This window comes from Lacrimispora sp. 38-1 (assembly GCF_049890855.1).
Taxonomy (GTDB): Bacteria; Bacillota; Clostridia; order Lachnospirales; family Lachnospiraceae; genus Lacrimispora.
The window spans coordinates 115,242-130,090 of sequence record NZ_JBANEW010000058.1 but is presented as its reverse complement, the minus strand read 5'-3'; the positions used below and the strand labels follow the sequence as shown (position 1 = coordinate 130,090).

Below are 14,849 nucleotides of genomic sequence, written 5' to 3'. Positions count from 1 at the left end.
TTATACATGAATTTCTTTCATGATACTATTGAAATTTCAGCATTATATTAAGAAAATAATTCATGGTAAAATCAAGAAAAACATACCTATAACGGAGGATATAATGAACATAGCAATTCTTGGTGCAGGGGCCATGGGCAGTCTGTATGCCAGTTATCTGGCGCCCTCTCATACAGTTACACTGCTTGACAGCTGCACGTCCCTGGTAGAACATATCAACGCAAAGGGACTGATTAAGGTCAGCCATGACCATACAGAGATACCATTTAAAGTAAAAGCAGCATTAAGCGGAACCAGTCTTGGTTATCAGGATCTGGTTATTGTTTTTGTAAAAGGGATTCATACTTATGAAGCCATGAAAAACAACCAGTCACTTTTAGGACCTGATACCATCGTCATGACGCTTCAAAACGGTGCCGGCAATAACCGGGACATCGCACAGTTTGTCCCAAGAGAACGGATTATCGTTGGCACCAGCAGTCATAACAGTGTCTCCCTGGAAACCGGAAAATTCTATCACTCCGGCTGCGGACCCACCAACATCGGTCCCGATCATCCCTGTGAAAGCTCCCTGCGTGACGTAAAAAAAGCGGCCCGGGCTTTGGAAGAAAGCGGACTTACTGTAAATATCATGGATAATATCCAGTACGTACTCTGGCAGAAACTGGTTATAAACTGCGGCATCAATGCATTAAGCACACTGATGCAGTGCCGGATCGGAGAAATCTATACCAATCCCTATCTGTGGGATTTATGCAAAAGAATTGTTTATGAGTGTGTATTGATTGCAGAAGCAGACGGTACTTATCTTGACAGAAAGGAGGCGCTTCAGGCAGTTTCAAAAGTATGTGAAAATGATGCCAGCGGATTTGCCAGCATGTATCAGGACAGACAGAATAAGCGGCTGACGGAAATTGACAGAATAAACGGAGTTGTCGCCAATCTGGGAAGCGAGTACAAAATCTCCGCCCCCTGCAATGCCATGCTTGTCACCCAGATTCATGCAATTGAGCAGATGTATTCCAGACAATAAACTTTCCATGGGGTACATTGTACCCCATATTAATTGACAAAGAAAACGTTCTGTGCCATAGTTAAAGCATCATTATCCCTGCTATGGAGATCTCACATGAAAAACATTCCCAACTATATTACCGTGGTCCGTCTTATCCTGGCTGTGCTTTTATTTTTTATCACAGATAACTGGACTCTTTTTCTTATGATATATTTTCTCTGCGGAGCAAGTGATGTTCTTGACGGCTTCCTTGCCAGGCAGTTTCACTTACAGACCAGAACAGGTGCCAGACTGGACAGTCTTGCTGACTTCATATTCTTTTTTACTGCCTTTTTCAGAATGCTGCTTTCTTACGGGCTCGTAATACCGGTTCCGGTTATCTGGGGGGCAGTCCTGATTGCACTGATCCGGTTTTTAAACCTGTTTATAACAAGGAAAAAATTCAGACTGCCTGGTATACTCCACACCATCGGAAACAAGCTCTCCGGAATCATCTTCTTTTTTGCGTGTCCAGCAGCTGTTTTCATGGGCATTCTTCCGGTCTGGGTTATTTTCATTCCCCTGCTCTCTGCGCTGGAAGAAACATTTATTATACTGAAAACAGATTCTTATGATCCTGATATCAGGAGTTTCCATGATCTGTTAAAAAAATAGTATTAAAAAAGCCCAAACTCAGTCAGGCTTAATTTTTCCCTCATTATAATGTTTCCGGCAGAGAGATACATATTTATCGTTTGCTCCCATCAGGATCTGCTCTCCGTTTCTCACAACATTTCCGTTTCCATCAATTCTTGCAGTCAGCCCTGCACGGCTGCCGCACCAGCAGACTGTTTTTAATTCCGAGATATCATCGGCCAGTTCCATGAGCCGTTTAGAGCCCGGAAAAAGATGAGAAGTAAAATCCGTTCGTAAACCATAGCAAAAAACCGGAATCTCATACTGATCCACAATATATGCCAGCTTATCAATATCTGCTTCTTCAAGAAACTGTGCTTCATCTATTATTATAACATCATATTTTTTTAGTTGTTCCCAATCATATTTCTCCAATTCAGACCATACAATGCATTCAGCCTCCAGACCAATCCTTGATCTGATTTTATTAATCCCATCCCTGGTTTCAATATCCGGCTTAACCAGTAAAACCTGTTTTCCCTTTTCTATAAAGTTATACCTGGTCATCAGTGCATTTGCTGTCTTTGAACTGCCCATCGCCCCATATCTGAAATATAATTTAGCCATTCCTGTCTCCTTTATCTTAAATGAAGAAGCGTTAAATCCGCCAGTTGCATTTTATCATAGACAGGAGCTAAAGTCCATAAAGAATGAATATGCCGGTTTTTATTCCTGATAACAAATAACAGGAACACCTGCTTCTATATATTCGTATATTGTTTTCGCAAGATAATATGGAGCATTGACACAGCCATGAGTACCGTTTTTCTTATAAATTTCACCTCCGAATGCCCGCCTCCATTTAGCATCATGAATGCCCATATTTCCATAAAATGGCATCCAGAACTGAACACCTGCTGCGTAGCCCGGACCTGTTAAAACCGTGCCTTCCTGCTTATAGTTAATCATGTATGTTCCGGTCACTGTTGCATTTCCTCTGTTTGGATTACCCGTAACCACCGGCCCCTGCACAATCAGCATGCCATCTTTATAAAACCACAAATGCTGTCTGGTTATGTTTATCTCCACATACGTGTTTCCAATTTCGTTACCTGCTCTCGATGCTGCTTTTTGAATATAAGCAGGTTCTCTCATAAGCATCCGGCCGGAACTGATATTTTCAAACAATGCTTCTGTCTCAGCCTCCTGATCGATCTTCCAGCCATATATCCCGCCCTCAACATTTACCAGGTTTCCTAGAGATGTCCTGAAACTCCTTGTTACTCCCACAGTATCATATTTTTTCCCCAATGCCTTTACATAGGCACCCACTTGATATTTATCCAATACAATATCCAGATTTTCATCTATTGTAATCCAATTATGTATCACATTCCCATCCACCACTTCTCTTTTACTTCCGAATAGATAAATGATATGTGTGGAAACATACTTATTTAAATGTCTGAGTGTTTTAAATGTTTTGGGAGAATTCATGGTATATACAGGATCCATATAACAGGAGTCTGCTTCCAGATTAAGTATTGTTTCCCCTCTGGTAAGACTGTCTGTGACAGCTTTCTTTAGTTGTTCCTTTTTTATATGATTGCCGTATATTTCCTTCACCAGCTGATAATGGCCGTCTGAATATTGATAGGAAACATTTTCAGGTTCAATCCTGGCCTGACTAAAGCATTTTAATTTATTTAAAGCTATATTTAGCTTGTTTTCATTGTATAAAAACAGATCCTCTTCATATAATTTCTGTTTTTTAAATAAAGATTCCGGCCAGTGAAATGCCTCCTGATCGTACAGCGCGTCCTTAACATACGTTCTTTTCTTATATTCCAGCCCTGCCTCCTGACCGGTGATCTGATCAGACATACCATCTCGTTCAACCAGAAGGAGTTTATAATCTTCAGCATATTTTTTTAAGCTCTGATCCGCCTGTTTTTCATTTTTTAAGGATACATTCGCTCCATTTATCGTAGTAGAGAAAAAGAAATGGCTGGTAAAATAAAAAGAGATGAGTAAATAAACTAACAGCACAGCAATGACAGCGATTCCCAGGAGTTCTAAAGCCTCCCTCTTCTCGCAGGCACTCATTTTTTCATACCTCATTCCAACTCACCCTCACTTTTAAAATATGTACTGGGATCATATCATTTTATGTTCGGGTCTCCGTTTTTAAAACCGGGCACATTGAATAGCAGTCTTCTAGCGCTGTGAGGTTGCATCTGCATCACAATTACATATTTCTTCTGCAATCGTGCATACTTCATTTTGAGGTGACCACATGAATATTTTATATCTGTTTCAGTTTGTTTTTCGTTGTTTAACCGTTGCTTACGCATTTTTTTATTTATTAAAACAAAAATACAAAATAATGGGTTCATTGATCTTAGTATTGGCATTATCCTTTTTACCTGAATTGTCAGACTGGTTTATGGGAATCGTCATAGATCCGTTCAGTATCATTATTTATCTGATCGTCCTGTATATGGCATTATTTCTTGGCAGCAGTCTGGGTTATTACGACCGCTATTCATGGTGGGACCGGACAATTCATTTACTCTCCGGTGTTGGATTTTTTGGATTTGGCGCAGCAATTATTAAAACAAATGCTGATTCTAAAAAAGCCGTAATCCTGCTGTTTAATTTTTCTTTTTCCGTAACTCTCCACGTAATCTGGGAAGTACTTGAATATATAAGTGATTGCCTTTCACATGGAAATGCCCAGCGGTGGCAGAAAATTCATCCTTCCGTTAATCACGTATCTGAAAGGACGCTTCAGCCGGCTGGTCTTGTTGATACCATGAACGACACCATCTGCTGTATAGTCGGAGCCGCAGCGTCTGCAGCTGTGTGGTGGTTTTTCATATAATTTTAACTTTGTATCCATCTGGTTTAAACTGGATATGAACTATAGCATGATATTTTTAAATGATAGGTATACTAAAATTAGTTCACAATAAAAGGAGGCTTACAATGAGCAGAGATAATTCTAAAAAAAGTACGAGCAACCATAAAAAGGAAGACGGAACTTTTCATTCAAAGCATATTAATCACAATCCCCAGGCAGAAAGCGCCAGAGCTGTATTTGGATTAAAGGAAGATAATTCAAAGAGATAAGAAGCGCAGAATTTTACAGACGGTTTGCAAGGAGGGGTTTTGCATGGCTAATTACACGGGTGTTGTTAAATGGTTTGATAACGAAAGAGGCTACGGCTTCATCTCAACCAACGATGGTCAGGATGTTTTCGTACATCATTCGCAAGTAAAAGAAAAAACTCATAATAAAGATTTACACGAAGGTGAGTCTGTTAATTTTGACATCAGGCAGGATGATAAAGGCTTAAGCGCTTTAAATGTCCAAAAAAACGATTAAAACTGCAAGGAGTTGTCCTATGAAAAGAATTCATTATGAAACATCAGGCATACAGAATACAGAAATTAAAACCCAGCTAAAAAATGCGTTAGATAAAATAGATGGAGTATCCATGGTCAATATCGATGTGGCGAGAGGCTCCATTGAAGTGGGTTATAATCAATCAGCAGACGAAAATTCAATTAAGTCCTGTATTGAAACGGTTGGCTGTGAGATAACGGGGCAGTCAGGCGAAACTTCTTAGACAGAACTTTCCCAGGTACTCCAAAGATTGTGTAAACCTCCAAATTGATATAAGATAGAATTATCAATTTGGAGGTGTTTTATTTACTGTAATCAAAGTAAACTATTTCCCAATCTTTATTAAGTTTCTTTTCCAGTTCTATTTGAACATGAGCAGTGTTTTTGCTGCCTATGACTTTAATCGAGTAAAACGCCTGCCCGTAGCCTCCGGAATAATTAAGACTTCCATTAGGCATATAGCCATAACCTTCAATGTTTCCAACTATATCAGTGACTTCCGGGCTTGCTTCTATGTAGCTTACTGCCATTTTATAAGAGTCGTCATTTTTAAATATTGATGATATTATAAAGAAAAGCGAAGTCGCAAGAATTGCCATCGCCAATATTGCTGAGACAATAATATTAGCTATTGGGAATTTTTTAGACACCCTGTAAACATTTGTACCCGCTATTTGGTCGCCTAGTTTTGTTTTCTTCGCACCGCATACAAGAACGAGAAATTCAATCGGCCATACAAACGTAAGTATATTTCTCAAAAAAAGCCTTGGAACAGATGGTACTTTCGATGTATCCAAATTGCTTCTTACTGTCAATCCCAATACACGCTTTCCCAGGCTTGCCCCATTAATAATATCTTTTAGAAAGTAAACTAAAAATGACATCAACATTAATACGGGAAAAATAGACCATGCTTTGGCAGGGTCGCTTTGAATATGGTTAAACATAAATATTATTGATGGACACACGAAAAACGCAACTATAATAATATGGTCAATTATAAATGCGCCAATCCTAATTCCAGTACCTGCTAATTCAAGCTCTACCTGACTAGCTCCATCATTATTTCTCACTATATCGTCGAAATTATCCACAAATATTTACCTCCAATGATATTAATACCGTTCATTCACCTTAATACTGATAGCAGGTCGTTTTTAATAATTAATTTTACGAGGGTTTTATAATCTTTTCTTCAAACAAAGTATCAAACGTATTTACTGCCCCGCCATGTTCAACGATTTTTCCATCTACAATTTTATCAATGTCAACGCCAGTAAAAGTCAGTTTTTTATTAGTAGGCTTCATTCCCAACCACTCCCCCTTATGCGTACCTTCCATAATAAACTCTGAAATAACATAATCTCCATCACAATATTGGCGAATAATTTTCATAGTGTAGTCAGGATATGTTTTTTTAACATCAATTAGATGTTGTTTCATACCATTTACTCCTATGTGAATACTTTGCTCTCCCACTTTTACTTCACAATCATTGGATACAAATTTAAAAACTTCGTTAATTAGATTCTGTGAAACTACTTTCTCATAAAAATATTTTACTATTTCTTTATTACACACTCTATTTCCTCCCCTAAAGAACCGATACATTACTATCATAAATTGATCTAAACTTAATTACGCCATTCAACAATATCATCTATACTTTTTCTCGGTCTTGCAATAGGATTTTCATCTGCATACCCTACTGCCATTGCAGCAAATAGCTCTCCTTCAACATTTAATGAATCGCACAATTCCTTATATGCAAAATATGTGTCGCAAATCCATAGGCTACCCAACCCAAGTTCGGCAGCTGTCAGCGTCATGTTCTCAATAGCGGCACCGATCGATTGAGCATTACAGATTTCGTAGATACGTTCTTCAGGTTTTAAAGAAGAATAAATATCTAATCCAAGCGAATTGACAATAAAAATGATAACCGGTGCCTGATCCATAATTTTCAAGGTGTATTCTGCACCACTGAGATACTGCGCACTTTCCGGAAGAAGGGGGTGCTCTTTCTCTCTCATTAATCCTTTTTCCATAGCTGCGAGTATATCCTTCTTTGCATTGCCAGTTACTACAATAAATTTCCATGGCTGACGGTTTTTAGATGATGGTGCAAGTATCCCTGACTGTAAAATTTTCTCTATCATGTGTCTGGGGATATCTAATTCTTTATATTTCCGTATACTACGTCTGTTTGTTATGGCTGATAACATTTATCGCTCCCATTTCAGATAAACCATATCAACCAGTTGTTTACCATCTTCAAACATTAGGTGATCGTAGTTATCTACAAAAAAGTTTATTATTCGATGTGATTCTGTAAAGCCACATTTTTTATAAAAAGTTAGTGAAGAGGGTACATCTCCTGTCCCGACAAACATGGTGTTGCAATCAGTGAAAGAAGAAAACAGGAACTCTATCAGGCTTTTTCCATAGCCTTTTCGTTGACATTCAGGCAAAACAGCAATGTTTTTAAGTTCATAAACACCATTACCTTCTTGTGTAATCACACATTCGGCCTTTATCCCATTATCTTCCAAAACGAACATTTCACCACGCTCGAGATACTTATCTATCATATCTTCCTGCTCGTCAGCCAACAATAGTAAGTCTAAATATTCCTTTTTGTTGTCTGTAATTTTTCTTATATTTACTGATTCTGCATAATCACATGCCATTTTATTTTCCTCCATAAATTCTGTTAATATAATTCTATCGCATATTGCATATCACTTACCTATATACTTTTTCCTTTCTCTTTATTCATAATTTATAATGTATCGATAACTTATTTCTTTTGTAAACATGACACTTCATTATCAAACCATGTTACAATGTCATTTCGCATTGACAGAACAGAATTATCCAGCGATATGGGTAGTCCGCGGCAACCGCCATCACAATAACCGATTTCTCTTTTTCTGCCGCAGCCATACCCCTTTGCAATCAGTTCCTGCAAAACTGGGGAAAACGTTTTTATGGTGTCCGTGTATTCTTTCGTCTTTGTTGATTTCACATTAATATGATAGCCATTGTTGAGAGAAGCGTTAATCCCCCATAAATCTTTCCGTTTATAACAATATTTTATATAGATATGAAACCCTTTTATTTCCACAATGCAGGTAAGTCCTTTATCCAGATAACGCTGATGCAGTTGCAAAATGAAATCCCTGACATCTGCGGATAAAGGCTTTATCGTATCCTGCACGATGGTAAGTACACTGGTTTCATCTTTTTTCAATATTCTGTAATCACAGCGTAAAAATATATCCTGGTTGACAAGGGTGCCGTGGTCGTTTTCGGCAATTGCCATGACCTTCAGGCCTGTCAGCATGGTGGGGTTATCCGGATATGTTATTTTTATGGTTTTAATATCTGAAAAGCTTTGTTTTTTATCATTCATGTCAATACCGTCAATGCAAATACCGCAATCTGCAAGAAACCGCAGACATTCAAGGTTTTTAGTAACAGACAGCTTGTCACACAATACAGTATTACCACAAACGAGAGATTGAGAGTTTTCAACAGACATTCCATAGTAACCTATGTTCATTAGTATGACTCTTACATAGTGCAGGAAGGGATAATATACAGAAAGCGTGGTGCGGTTTTCATATTCGTGGGCAACTTTTTTGCTATTATCATAGTCGTTGCCTTTGGCGCATAAGTAATCGTAAAGCCGAACCAAAAAGGTCCTGAACGCCTGCATGCCTGCATGAAAATTTTCATCCATTAAAACATTTTTAAATGCAGGATTAATCGCATATACTTCGTTAGTTTCGGGAACCATAATTTCCTTCAAATAACTTGCCACATCCGGAAGTGTTTTTCTCACGTGTTTTACCTCTCGTTATTGCTTTTCTAATTTTATTTCAAATCTAAGATCATACATTCACTTGAATTTTCAAAACCAAGTTTTTTATATAATTCTCTTCCTAATTCAGTAGCATCTAAACTAATTTCCGTGACTCCTTTTTCTCTCGCCTCCTCTATTAACAAACTTAACATTTGAAATGCAATTCCTTGTCTGCGGTATTGTCTGTTGGTATATACATTCATTAAATGTGCTCTCTTTCCCGTAGGATGTGAAAAAGTAGGCATTATCTCAATGTAACATATCGTTGCACATCCTACCACCTTTTCATCAATTGCTAATATAGTTGTTTGATTAGCATTTTTAAAATACTCTCTGCTAAACTTAATTAACTCCTCATGAAATATGTAATCTTCTGCTAAGTTATTTACAACTTTTAACATCTCCAATCTACTCTGCATAAGTAATTCTATATCATCGTTTGTAGCTTTTATATATGAAATCATATACTCCTCCTCATATGTAACTTTTAAACAACTCTGACTACACTAAAACCTTGTTTATCTGCTTCTTCGTCAAAGTTTTCTCCGTCTATATGAATACAATAAACTTGACTCCTATTTTCTTTAGGCACCAATTCACATAATTTTGTTAAAGAAGTATGCACACTGCCCTTTGAATCATCTATACATGCATCGTGATATACTAAATTCCCATTCTTTAAAAATTTAATGATATCGATATTCGTCTCACAGGTATCTCCACTATAAAAAATGCTATTTCCTATATCAAAATTTAAAATATACGAATAAGTGTTTAGTGTTTTAACATGTTTAGTTATTTTGGAATCTATATTTAAACTCAATGATTCTATTCTCTTCTGATTGGAGTTTAGTATTTTAAAACTTTCATTTTCTTTGAGGCCTAATAATTCTAAAAATAATCTTATTTTTTCTTTTTCATTAAAGTAAACTTTTGTTGTTATTTTATATTTCCAATAACAATATCCAATGAATCCACCTAATGACCCTATATGATCTGAGTGCATATGAGTTATAAGTACATGAACCTCTTTAACTCCATCCATTAAATTTTTCTCTAAAATTTTCTTAAATACCGTTTCTCCACAGTCAATTAATAATAATGTTTCATTTTCTTTAATATATGCTGATGTATTGGATTCTATAGAATGATATCCAGAACCTCTGCCCAAAAAAAACAGCTTATTCATAAATTAATCCTCATTTGTTTTCTAAAATAGGGATACCTTATCTTTAATAGAATTATAAGACTTTAACCGCTCAGCAAGTGTTCCTGTATGAAGTTCAAATAAATGATTGTCAAAATCATAGAAATACAAAGAGCGTCCTTCCCCTTCTATTCTGCTTCTTGGTTCCCGCATTTTTACGCCTAAGTCTTCAATACGCTTTTTATAATCATCATAATCACATTCATTTATTTGAAATGCAATATGATTATATGTATTCTCTGGCAATGGTTCTCCCTGCATAACCACAATCCATAAATTTCCAATAAGAAAAAATCTTTCCTTTGACAAAGAAAATGTCTGATCTCCGCTGTCATAGACTATCTCTGCAGAAAATATCTTTTTAAAAAATAAAGTGGCTTTTTCTATATCCTGCACAATAAATGTAAGGTGGCTGATACCATTAATCATTGCTATTTCCTCCGCCAGATTCTTATTTAACAAGGTTCATTCTCACGGGTTTTCGTGAAAATATTTTTTAAGTGCATTTATATGCATTGGGTAAAAGCTCTCCGGGTCTTTGTAAAGAACTTCTTTAACTGTTTCAACCTGTTCCCAGTGAACGTCTGATGTTTCATTTGTATTAGTGAGTAAATTTCCTTCTGCCTGACAAATGAATGTGTGAAGGATTATGGAATATCCCCCACTCAAATTCTGTGTCACGCAAAACGGCGACATACTTATAGTGCTATAACCATTAATTTCTGAAGAAACAGTATTTTCCTCACCGTAAATCTTTATAATATTTAATCCGGTTTCTTCCCATACCTCTCTGCGTAAAGCAGTGAACATATTTTCATATTCGCGTACTTTCCCTGCAGGAATTTCAATCATTCCATTTTCACTACCGCCGTTTTCTTTATTTCGAGTTTGAATTAAAATATAGGGCTGTCCCTGTTCAACCTTGTAAATAATTGCACCAACTGCCGGTTTTGCAAAAATTTCTATCATAATATATTCTACCTTTCATTTATATAGATAATTATCTTATGATTTTACAGCTATCACATTTAAATTGTCAATATCTTTGATTATTGTATTAACTTAGAATATTCTATGATATAATAAATCATTATTGAATAGAAAGGAGCTGGCTATGAAACATTTTTTCAATCAGGAATGGAGTATTCTTGAAAAAAAGCTCATCATATCAACAGCTTTATTATTAGGGATAATTATTGGTTTTGTATTTGCACCAATAAAAAAAGGAGTTTATTGCGGCAACCATAATGGAAATACCCAGCTTTCTAAAATGCCTGATTAACAGCCTGAAAAATTGACCGCTTCTGATATTATGAAGCGGTTAATTTATATCCTCTGACCGTTTTATTTCATACCAGATATCTTCGCCTATATCTTTCAGATCCTTAACATTTGTACTTAAATATCCATTATAAACATATTTCGAAGATTTATTATCTGTACGTTCCTTCCCTGTAACTCTATCGGTCACGGCCTGAGGAACTAAGAAGCTAACATTAAACGCTGATTCTGAGAAATCACACCTATAATCTCCAGTCACTGATAATAACTGCGAAAATACATAATACCGATATCCTCCATTATCAATCTTGCAGATCTTAGATAACGCCTTATTATTTAATTGATTTTTACTATTGGATATATTGCCGTAAACATAGAGATCTTCATCAAACCAATGCAGTGTTTCATCATCGATTCCATCTATTTTAACTTTTGCAACTATATAAGGTATATAACAATGTTTATCATCAGATTCTTCCTGATAGAGCTCGCAGGATGAGTATTGGAACATACGCCCATTATATTCCATATCATAAGGCAAACATTTCAAATTATAAGTGATAATTTTATCTCCAACTTCAACCACAACATCTTCCTTAGTATCAACGGTAGTCTTCATACAACCGGTTGCACAAATAATTTCAAGGATCAAAACCATTGTCAGAATATACTTTTTCATTGCCTCCCCCTTTATTGACCTATATAATACATACCGTACTCTTTATTTATATTCAAGAAAAAACGCAATAAATCCCGGCATTTACAATCATCTCTTTTTCATTTACTGTAATTACCATAATATTTTTACAGATTATACTCATAATAATATTGTGTTCATCAAAAAACACATCATTATAGACGGAGGTGTCAAGTCATGGATGGCAATGCGGAAATAACAATAGGTTGTTAATGAAGTATTGTTGACTGCTTAAGCCTTAGTTAGAAAAATGTCTCCATATTAATCTTGGGGGCATTTTTCATTATAACCCGTGATAAACATCTATAAAACATAGTAATAAGGGCAAATATCCTCAAATTGACCATCTTTCATGCAAAATCCCCCCGGAATTGTTCCAAGTTGTTTAAAACCAAGCCGTTCATATAAATGCCTTGCATGCTTATTAGTTGAAACCACAGCATTAAATTGCATAATTCTGAATCCACATTGCTTGGCTTTGATAAGACAGTCTGTTACTAACTTTTCCCCAATATGTAGTCCTCTACTTTCAGAGCTTACCGCATAACTAGCATTACAAATATGACAACATCTTCCTACATTGTTCGGGTGAAGAATATATAGACCATATATCTTACCAATTTCGCTATCTTCTGCCACAGAACAACATGTCTGTGATGCAAAAAAGGCACAGCCAGTTTCAAAGGTCAATATATCCTTCTGCGGAAAAGCATTCCCCTCCTCAACAACCTCATTCCATATGGGAATCATAGAATTAACATCATCAACAGTGTATTCTCTTATTTTAATCATTAACCGCAGACGTCCTTTCTGTTTAAAATTGCGTACAATTTTTTATGCTCTTTAGTAGAATATCATCATACTTACTAACTATCAATATTAGGTTTTTAATGTTTATTAATATTGGGCACGTTTTTATACGCACATAGATATAGTATGGTTTTGAGAAGAGATCGAAAAGAATTTATAGTGTTGTATAGTTTGTTGTATAGTACGTTACTAGCAATGCTAATTTAGGCTGTATTTGATTAATATTTATTCATCTATAAACAGCTAATATACATATATCAGCTATAATCGCTTATAAAATTCCACCATTATTCATTCACAGTTTTTTCACAAGACGTACAAAAATTATTTACATCTTCTACAAACTTACTTCACATCTCTTCTATATACTTAATTATAGAAACAAGAATTACTCCAAACTTGTTTTATAAAACTTTTTTTCATAACTCGCCGGTGGAACCCACATTTCACCGGCTCCTCCCTTTTTATCACCTTTTTCTCTGCCATTCCTTTCCAATTCCCTTATATCCTTTAAATTCAGTTGCAAAGATGCTCTTTCTATTATAGAATAGGAAAAGTGCACCTGGCATATGCAGATTTGGAGGAAATTATACATGAAGAAAAATGCAATCGTAGGACAATCCGGCGGACCAACCGCTGTGATTAATGCAAGCCTTTACGGCGTCATAAAAGAAGGGATGGCTCACGACGAGATCGGCCGGGTTTATGGCATGATCAATGGCATAGAAGGCTTCATGTCCGGAAATTATATGGATCTGACCAATGATTTAACATCGGAGGAACTGGAGTTATTAAAGCTGACACCTGCAGCTTATCTCGGCTCCTGCCGTTATAAACTGCCTGATGATTTATCATCTCCATTCTACCCCGCACTGTTTGAGAAATTCCGCGCCATGGATATCGGTTATTTCTTTTATATCGGTGGGAATGATTCTATGGATACAGTAAGCAAGCTTTCCCGTTACGCTTCCCATCACAAAAGCAGCATCCGTTTTATCGGGATTCCAAAGACAATTGACAACGATCTGATTCATACAGACCATACACCGGGTTTTGGAAGTGCAGCCAAATATGTCGCGGACACCGTTCGTGAAATTGTTTTGGATTCCTGTGTCTACCAGCAAAAGTCAGTAACGATTGTGGAACTGATGGGGCGTCATGCAGGCTGGCTTACTGCAGCCAGCGTACTTGCAAGAAAGTTTGAAGGTGATAATCCTGTTCTGATCTATCTGCCTGAAGCCGCATTTGATTTTGAACAGTTTGCTGCTGACGTGGACAAGGCCCTATCCAAAAAGAGCTCTGTCATTGTCTGTATTTCTGAAGGCATTTCTGATGCAAAAGGGAAATTTATCTGTGAGTACACAGACGAAGTCCGTACTGATACATTCGGTCATAAGATGCTGACCGGAAGCGGTAAAATGCTGGAGAATTTCGTCCGTAACCGTTTTGGTGTGAAGGTTCGCTCTATTGAGCTTAATGTGAACCAGCGCTGCAGCGGTATGCTTGCATCGGCAACAGATATTGAAGAGGCCGTCACTGCCGGCAGGCAGGGAATCATAGCTTCCTTAAACGGAGCCACAGGCATGATGATCGCTTTCAGACGTATTTCCGATTCCCCGTATAAAATGGAATGCGTTACTGTTGATGTAAATGAAGTGTGCAATAAGGAGAAACTCTTTCCTTCCCAGTGGATTTGTGATCATGGCACCAATGTGACAGAGGACTTTCTCGCCTATGCTTTACCCTTAATTCAGGGTGAACCAGACAGGATTATAAAGGATGGAAGACCTCTCTATCTGTACAGATTTTAAAAAAGGTTTATTCACAGGAAAAACGGCTGGTCAGCTTAAATCAGCCGTTTTTGTTATTTTTCTCAATTATGTGTTTTTCTATCAGATCTTCACCCTTTTCCCTATACGAATTACATGTTTTATATTTTTTTTACTA

21 protein-coding genes are annotated in these 14,849 nt (G+C 36.7%); 8 read left to right on the top strand and 13 right to left on the bottom strand.

The features are described from left to right. The first annotated feature begins 103 nt into the window (after positions 1–103). A complete protein-coding gene (locus V7D18_RS16240; RefSeq protein ID WP_426155629.1) occupies positions 104–1,033 on the top strand; it encodes a ketopantoate reductase family protein in 930 nt (309 codons plus the stop codon). Positions 1,034–1,129: 96 nt separating this feature from the next. Then, the gene (locus V7D18_RS16235; protein ID WP_426155628.1) at positions 1,130–1,669 is read left to right on the top strand and encodes a CDP-alcohol phosphatidyltransferase family protein; all 540 of its coding nucleotides are present in this window, start codon (positions 1,130–1,132) and stop codon (positions 1,667–1,669) included. An 18-nt stretch (positions 1,670–1,687) separates the two neighbouring features. On the opposite strand, the gene V7D18_RS16230 is transcribed toward V7D18_RS16235, so the two are convergent. Further along, positions 1,688–2,257 carry a thymidine kinase gene (locus tag V7D18_RS16230; protein WP_426155626.1) on the bottom strand — a complete coding sequence of 190 codons (570 nt, stop codon included), beginning with the start codon at positions 2,255–2,257 and terminating at the stop codon, positions 1,688–1,690. A 99-nt stretch (positions 2,258–2,356) separates the two neighbouring features. Next, positions 2,357–3,751 carry a L,D-transpeptidase family protein gene (locus V7D18_RS16225; RefSeq protein WP_426155624.1) on the bottom strand — a complete coding sequence of 465 codons (1,395 nt, stop codon included), beginning with the start codon at positions 3,749–3,751 and terminating at the stop codon, positions 2,357–2,359. A 175-nt stretch (positions 3,752–3,926) separates the two neighbouring features. Here V7D18_RS16225 and V7D18_RS16220 point away from each other — a divergent pair, with 175 nt between their 5' ends. From V7D18_RS16220 to V7D18_RS16205, 4 genes are all read left to right on the top strand, one after another. Then, positions 3,927–4,514 (top strand): hypothetical protein, encoded by a 588-nt coding sequence (locus tag V7D18_RS16220; RefSeq protein ID WP_426155623.1) that lies wholly within the window; start codon positions 3,927–3,929, stop codon positions 4,512–4,514. Positions 4,515–4,618: 104 nt separating this feature from the next. Next, the gene (locus V7D18_RS16215) at positions 4,619–4,762 is read left to right on the top strand and encodes a CPC_1213 family protein (RefSeq protein ID WP_170313619.1); all 144 of its coding nucleotides are present in this window, start codon (positions 4,619–4,621) and stop codon (positions 4,760–4,762) included. A 43-nt stretch (positions 4,763–4,805) separates the two neighbouring features. Then, positions 4,806–5,018, top strand: a complete 213-nt coding sequence (locus V7D18_RS16210) for a cold-shock protein (protein ID WP_426155621.1) — start codon at positions 4,806–4,808, stop codon at positions 5,016–5,018. A gap of 19 nt (positions 5,019–5,037) precedes the next feature. Beyond that, positions 5,038–5,262: a heavy metal transporter gene (locus V7D18_RS16205; protein WP_426155619.1), complete on the top strand. Its 225-nt coding sequence runs from the start codon at positions 5,038–5,040 to the stop codon at positions 5,260–5,262. 79 nt (positions 5,263–5,341) lie between these two features. Here the strand turns inward: V7D18_RS16205 and V7D18_RS16200 are convergent, their stop codons facing one another. From V7D18_RS16200 to V7D18_RS16160, 9 genes are all read right to left on the bottom strand, one after another. After that, positions 5,342–6,133, bottom strand: a complete 792-nt coding sequence (locus tag V7D18_RS16200) for an RDD family protein (RefSeq protein WP_426155618.1) — start codon at positions 6,131–6,133, stop codon at positions 5,342–5,344. Positions 6,134–6,209: 76 nt separating this feature from the next. Next, entirely contained in the window at positions 6,210–6,620 is a 411-nt protein-coding gene (locus tag V7D18_RS16195) for an ester cyclase (protein WP_426155616.1), read from the bottom strand. Positions 6,621–6,673: 53 nt separating this feature from the next. Next, a complete protein-coding gene (locus V7D18_RS16190) occupies positions 6,674–7,264 on the bottom strand; it encodes a nitroreductase family protein (RefSeq protein WP_426155615.1) in 591 nt (196 codons plus the stop codon). Beyond that, positions 7,265–7,729, bottom strand: coding sequence for a GNAT family N-acetyltransferase (locus V7D18_RS16185; RefSeq protein ID WP_426155613.1), 465 nt, complete (start codon positions 7,727–7,729; stop codon positions 7,265–7,267). Between the two features lie 110 nt (positions 7,730–7,839). Then, on the bottom strand, positions 7,840–8,886 hold the full coding sequence (locus V7D18_RS16180) for a hypothetical protein (RefSeq protein ID WP_426155611.1): 1,047 nt from the start codon (positions 8,884–8,886) through the stop codon (positions 7,840–7,842). Between the two features lie 32 nt (positions 8,887–8,918). Continuing rightward, the gene (locus V7D18_RS16175) at positions 8,919–9,371 is read right to left on the bottom strand and encodes a GNAT family N-acetyltransferase (RefSeq protein ID WP_426155609.1); all 453 of its coding nucleotides are present in this window, start codon (positions 9,369–9,371) and stop codon (positions 8,919–8,921) included. Between the two features lie 23 nt (positions 9,372–9,394). After that, positions 9,395–10,096, bottom strand: coding sequence for an MBL fold metallo-hydrolase (locus V7D18_RS16170; protein ID WP_426155608.1), 702 nt, complete (start codon positions 10,094–10,096; stop codon positions 9,395–9,397). Positions 10,097–10,117: 21 nt separating this feature from the next. Then, positions 10,118–10,543: a FosX/FosE/FosI family fosfomycin resistance hydrolase gene (gene fosX / locus V7D18_RS16165; protein ID WP_426155606.1), complete on the bottom strand. Its 426-nt coding sequence runs from the start codon at positions 10,541–10,543 to the stop codon at positions 10,118–10,120. Positions 10,544–10,585: 42 nt separating this feature from the next. Beyond that, positions 10,586–11,083, bottom strand: a complete 498-nt coding sequence (locus V7D18_RS16160; protein WP_426155605.1) for an NUDIX hydrolase — start codon at positions 11,081–11,083, stop codon at positions 10,586–10,588. A 145-nt stretch (positions 11,084–11,228) separates the two neighbouring features. Here V7D18_RS16160 and V7D18_RS16155 point away from each other — a divergent pair, with 145 nt between their 5' ends. Then, positions 11,229–11,396, top strand: a complete 168-nt coding sequence (locus V7D18_RS16155) for a hypothetical protein (protein WP_426155604.1) — start codon at positions 11,229–11,231, stop codon at positions 11,394–11,396. A 39-nt stretch (positions 11,397–11,435) separates the two neighbouring features. Here V7D18_RS16155 and V7D18_RS16150 read toward each other — a convergent pair whose 3' ends face one another. Continuing rightward, entirely contained in the window at positions 11,436–12,074 is a 639-nt protein-coding gene (locus V7D18_RS16150) for a hypothetical protein (RefSeq protein ID WP_426155603.1), read from the bottom strand. A gap of 321 nt (positions 12,075–12,395) precedes the next feature. After that, entirely contained in the window at positions 12,396–12,884 is a 489-nt protein-coding gene (locus tag V7D18_RS16145) for a GNAT family N-acetyltransferase (RefSeq protein ID WP_426155601.1), read from the bottom strand. A 611-nt stretch (positions 12,885–13,495) separates the two neighbouring features. Here V7D18_RS16145 and V7D18_RS16140 point away from each other — a divergent pair. Then, the gene (locus tag V7D18_RS16140) at positions 13,496–14,713 is read left to right on the top strand and encodes a 6-phosphofructokinase (protein WP_426155599.1); all 1,218 of its coding nucleotides are present in this window, start codon (positions 13,496–13,498) and stop codon (positions 14,711–14,713) included. Positions 14,714–14,849: the final 136 nt, after the last annotated feature.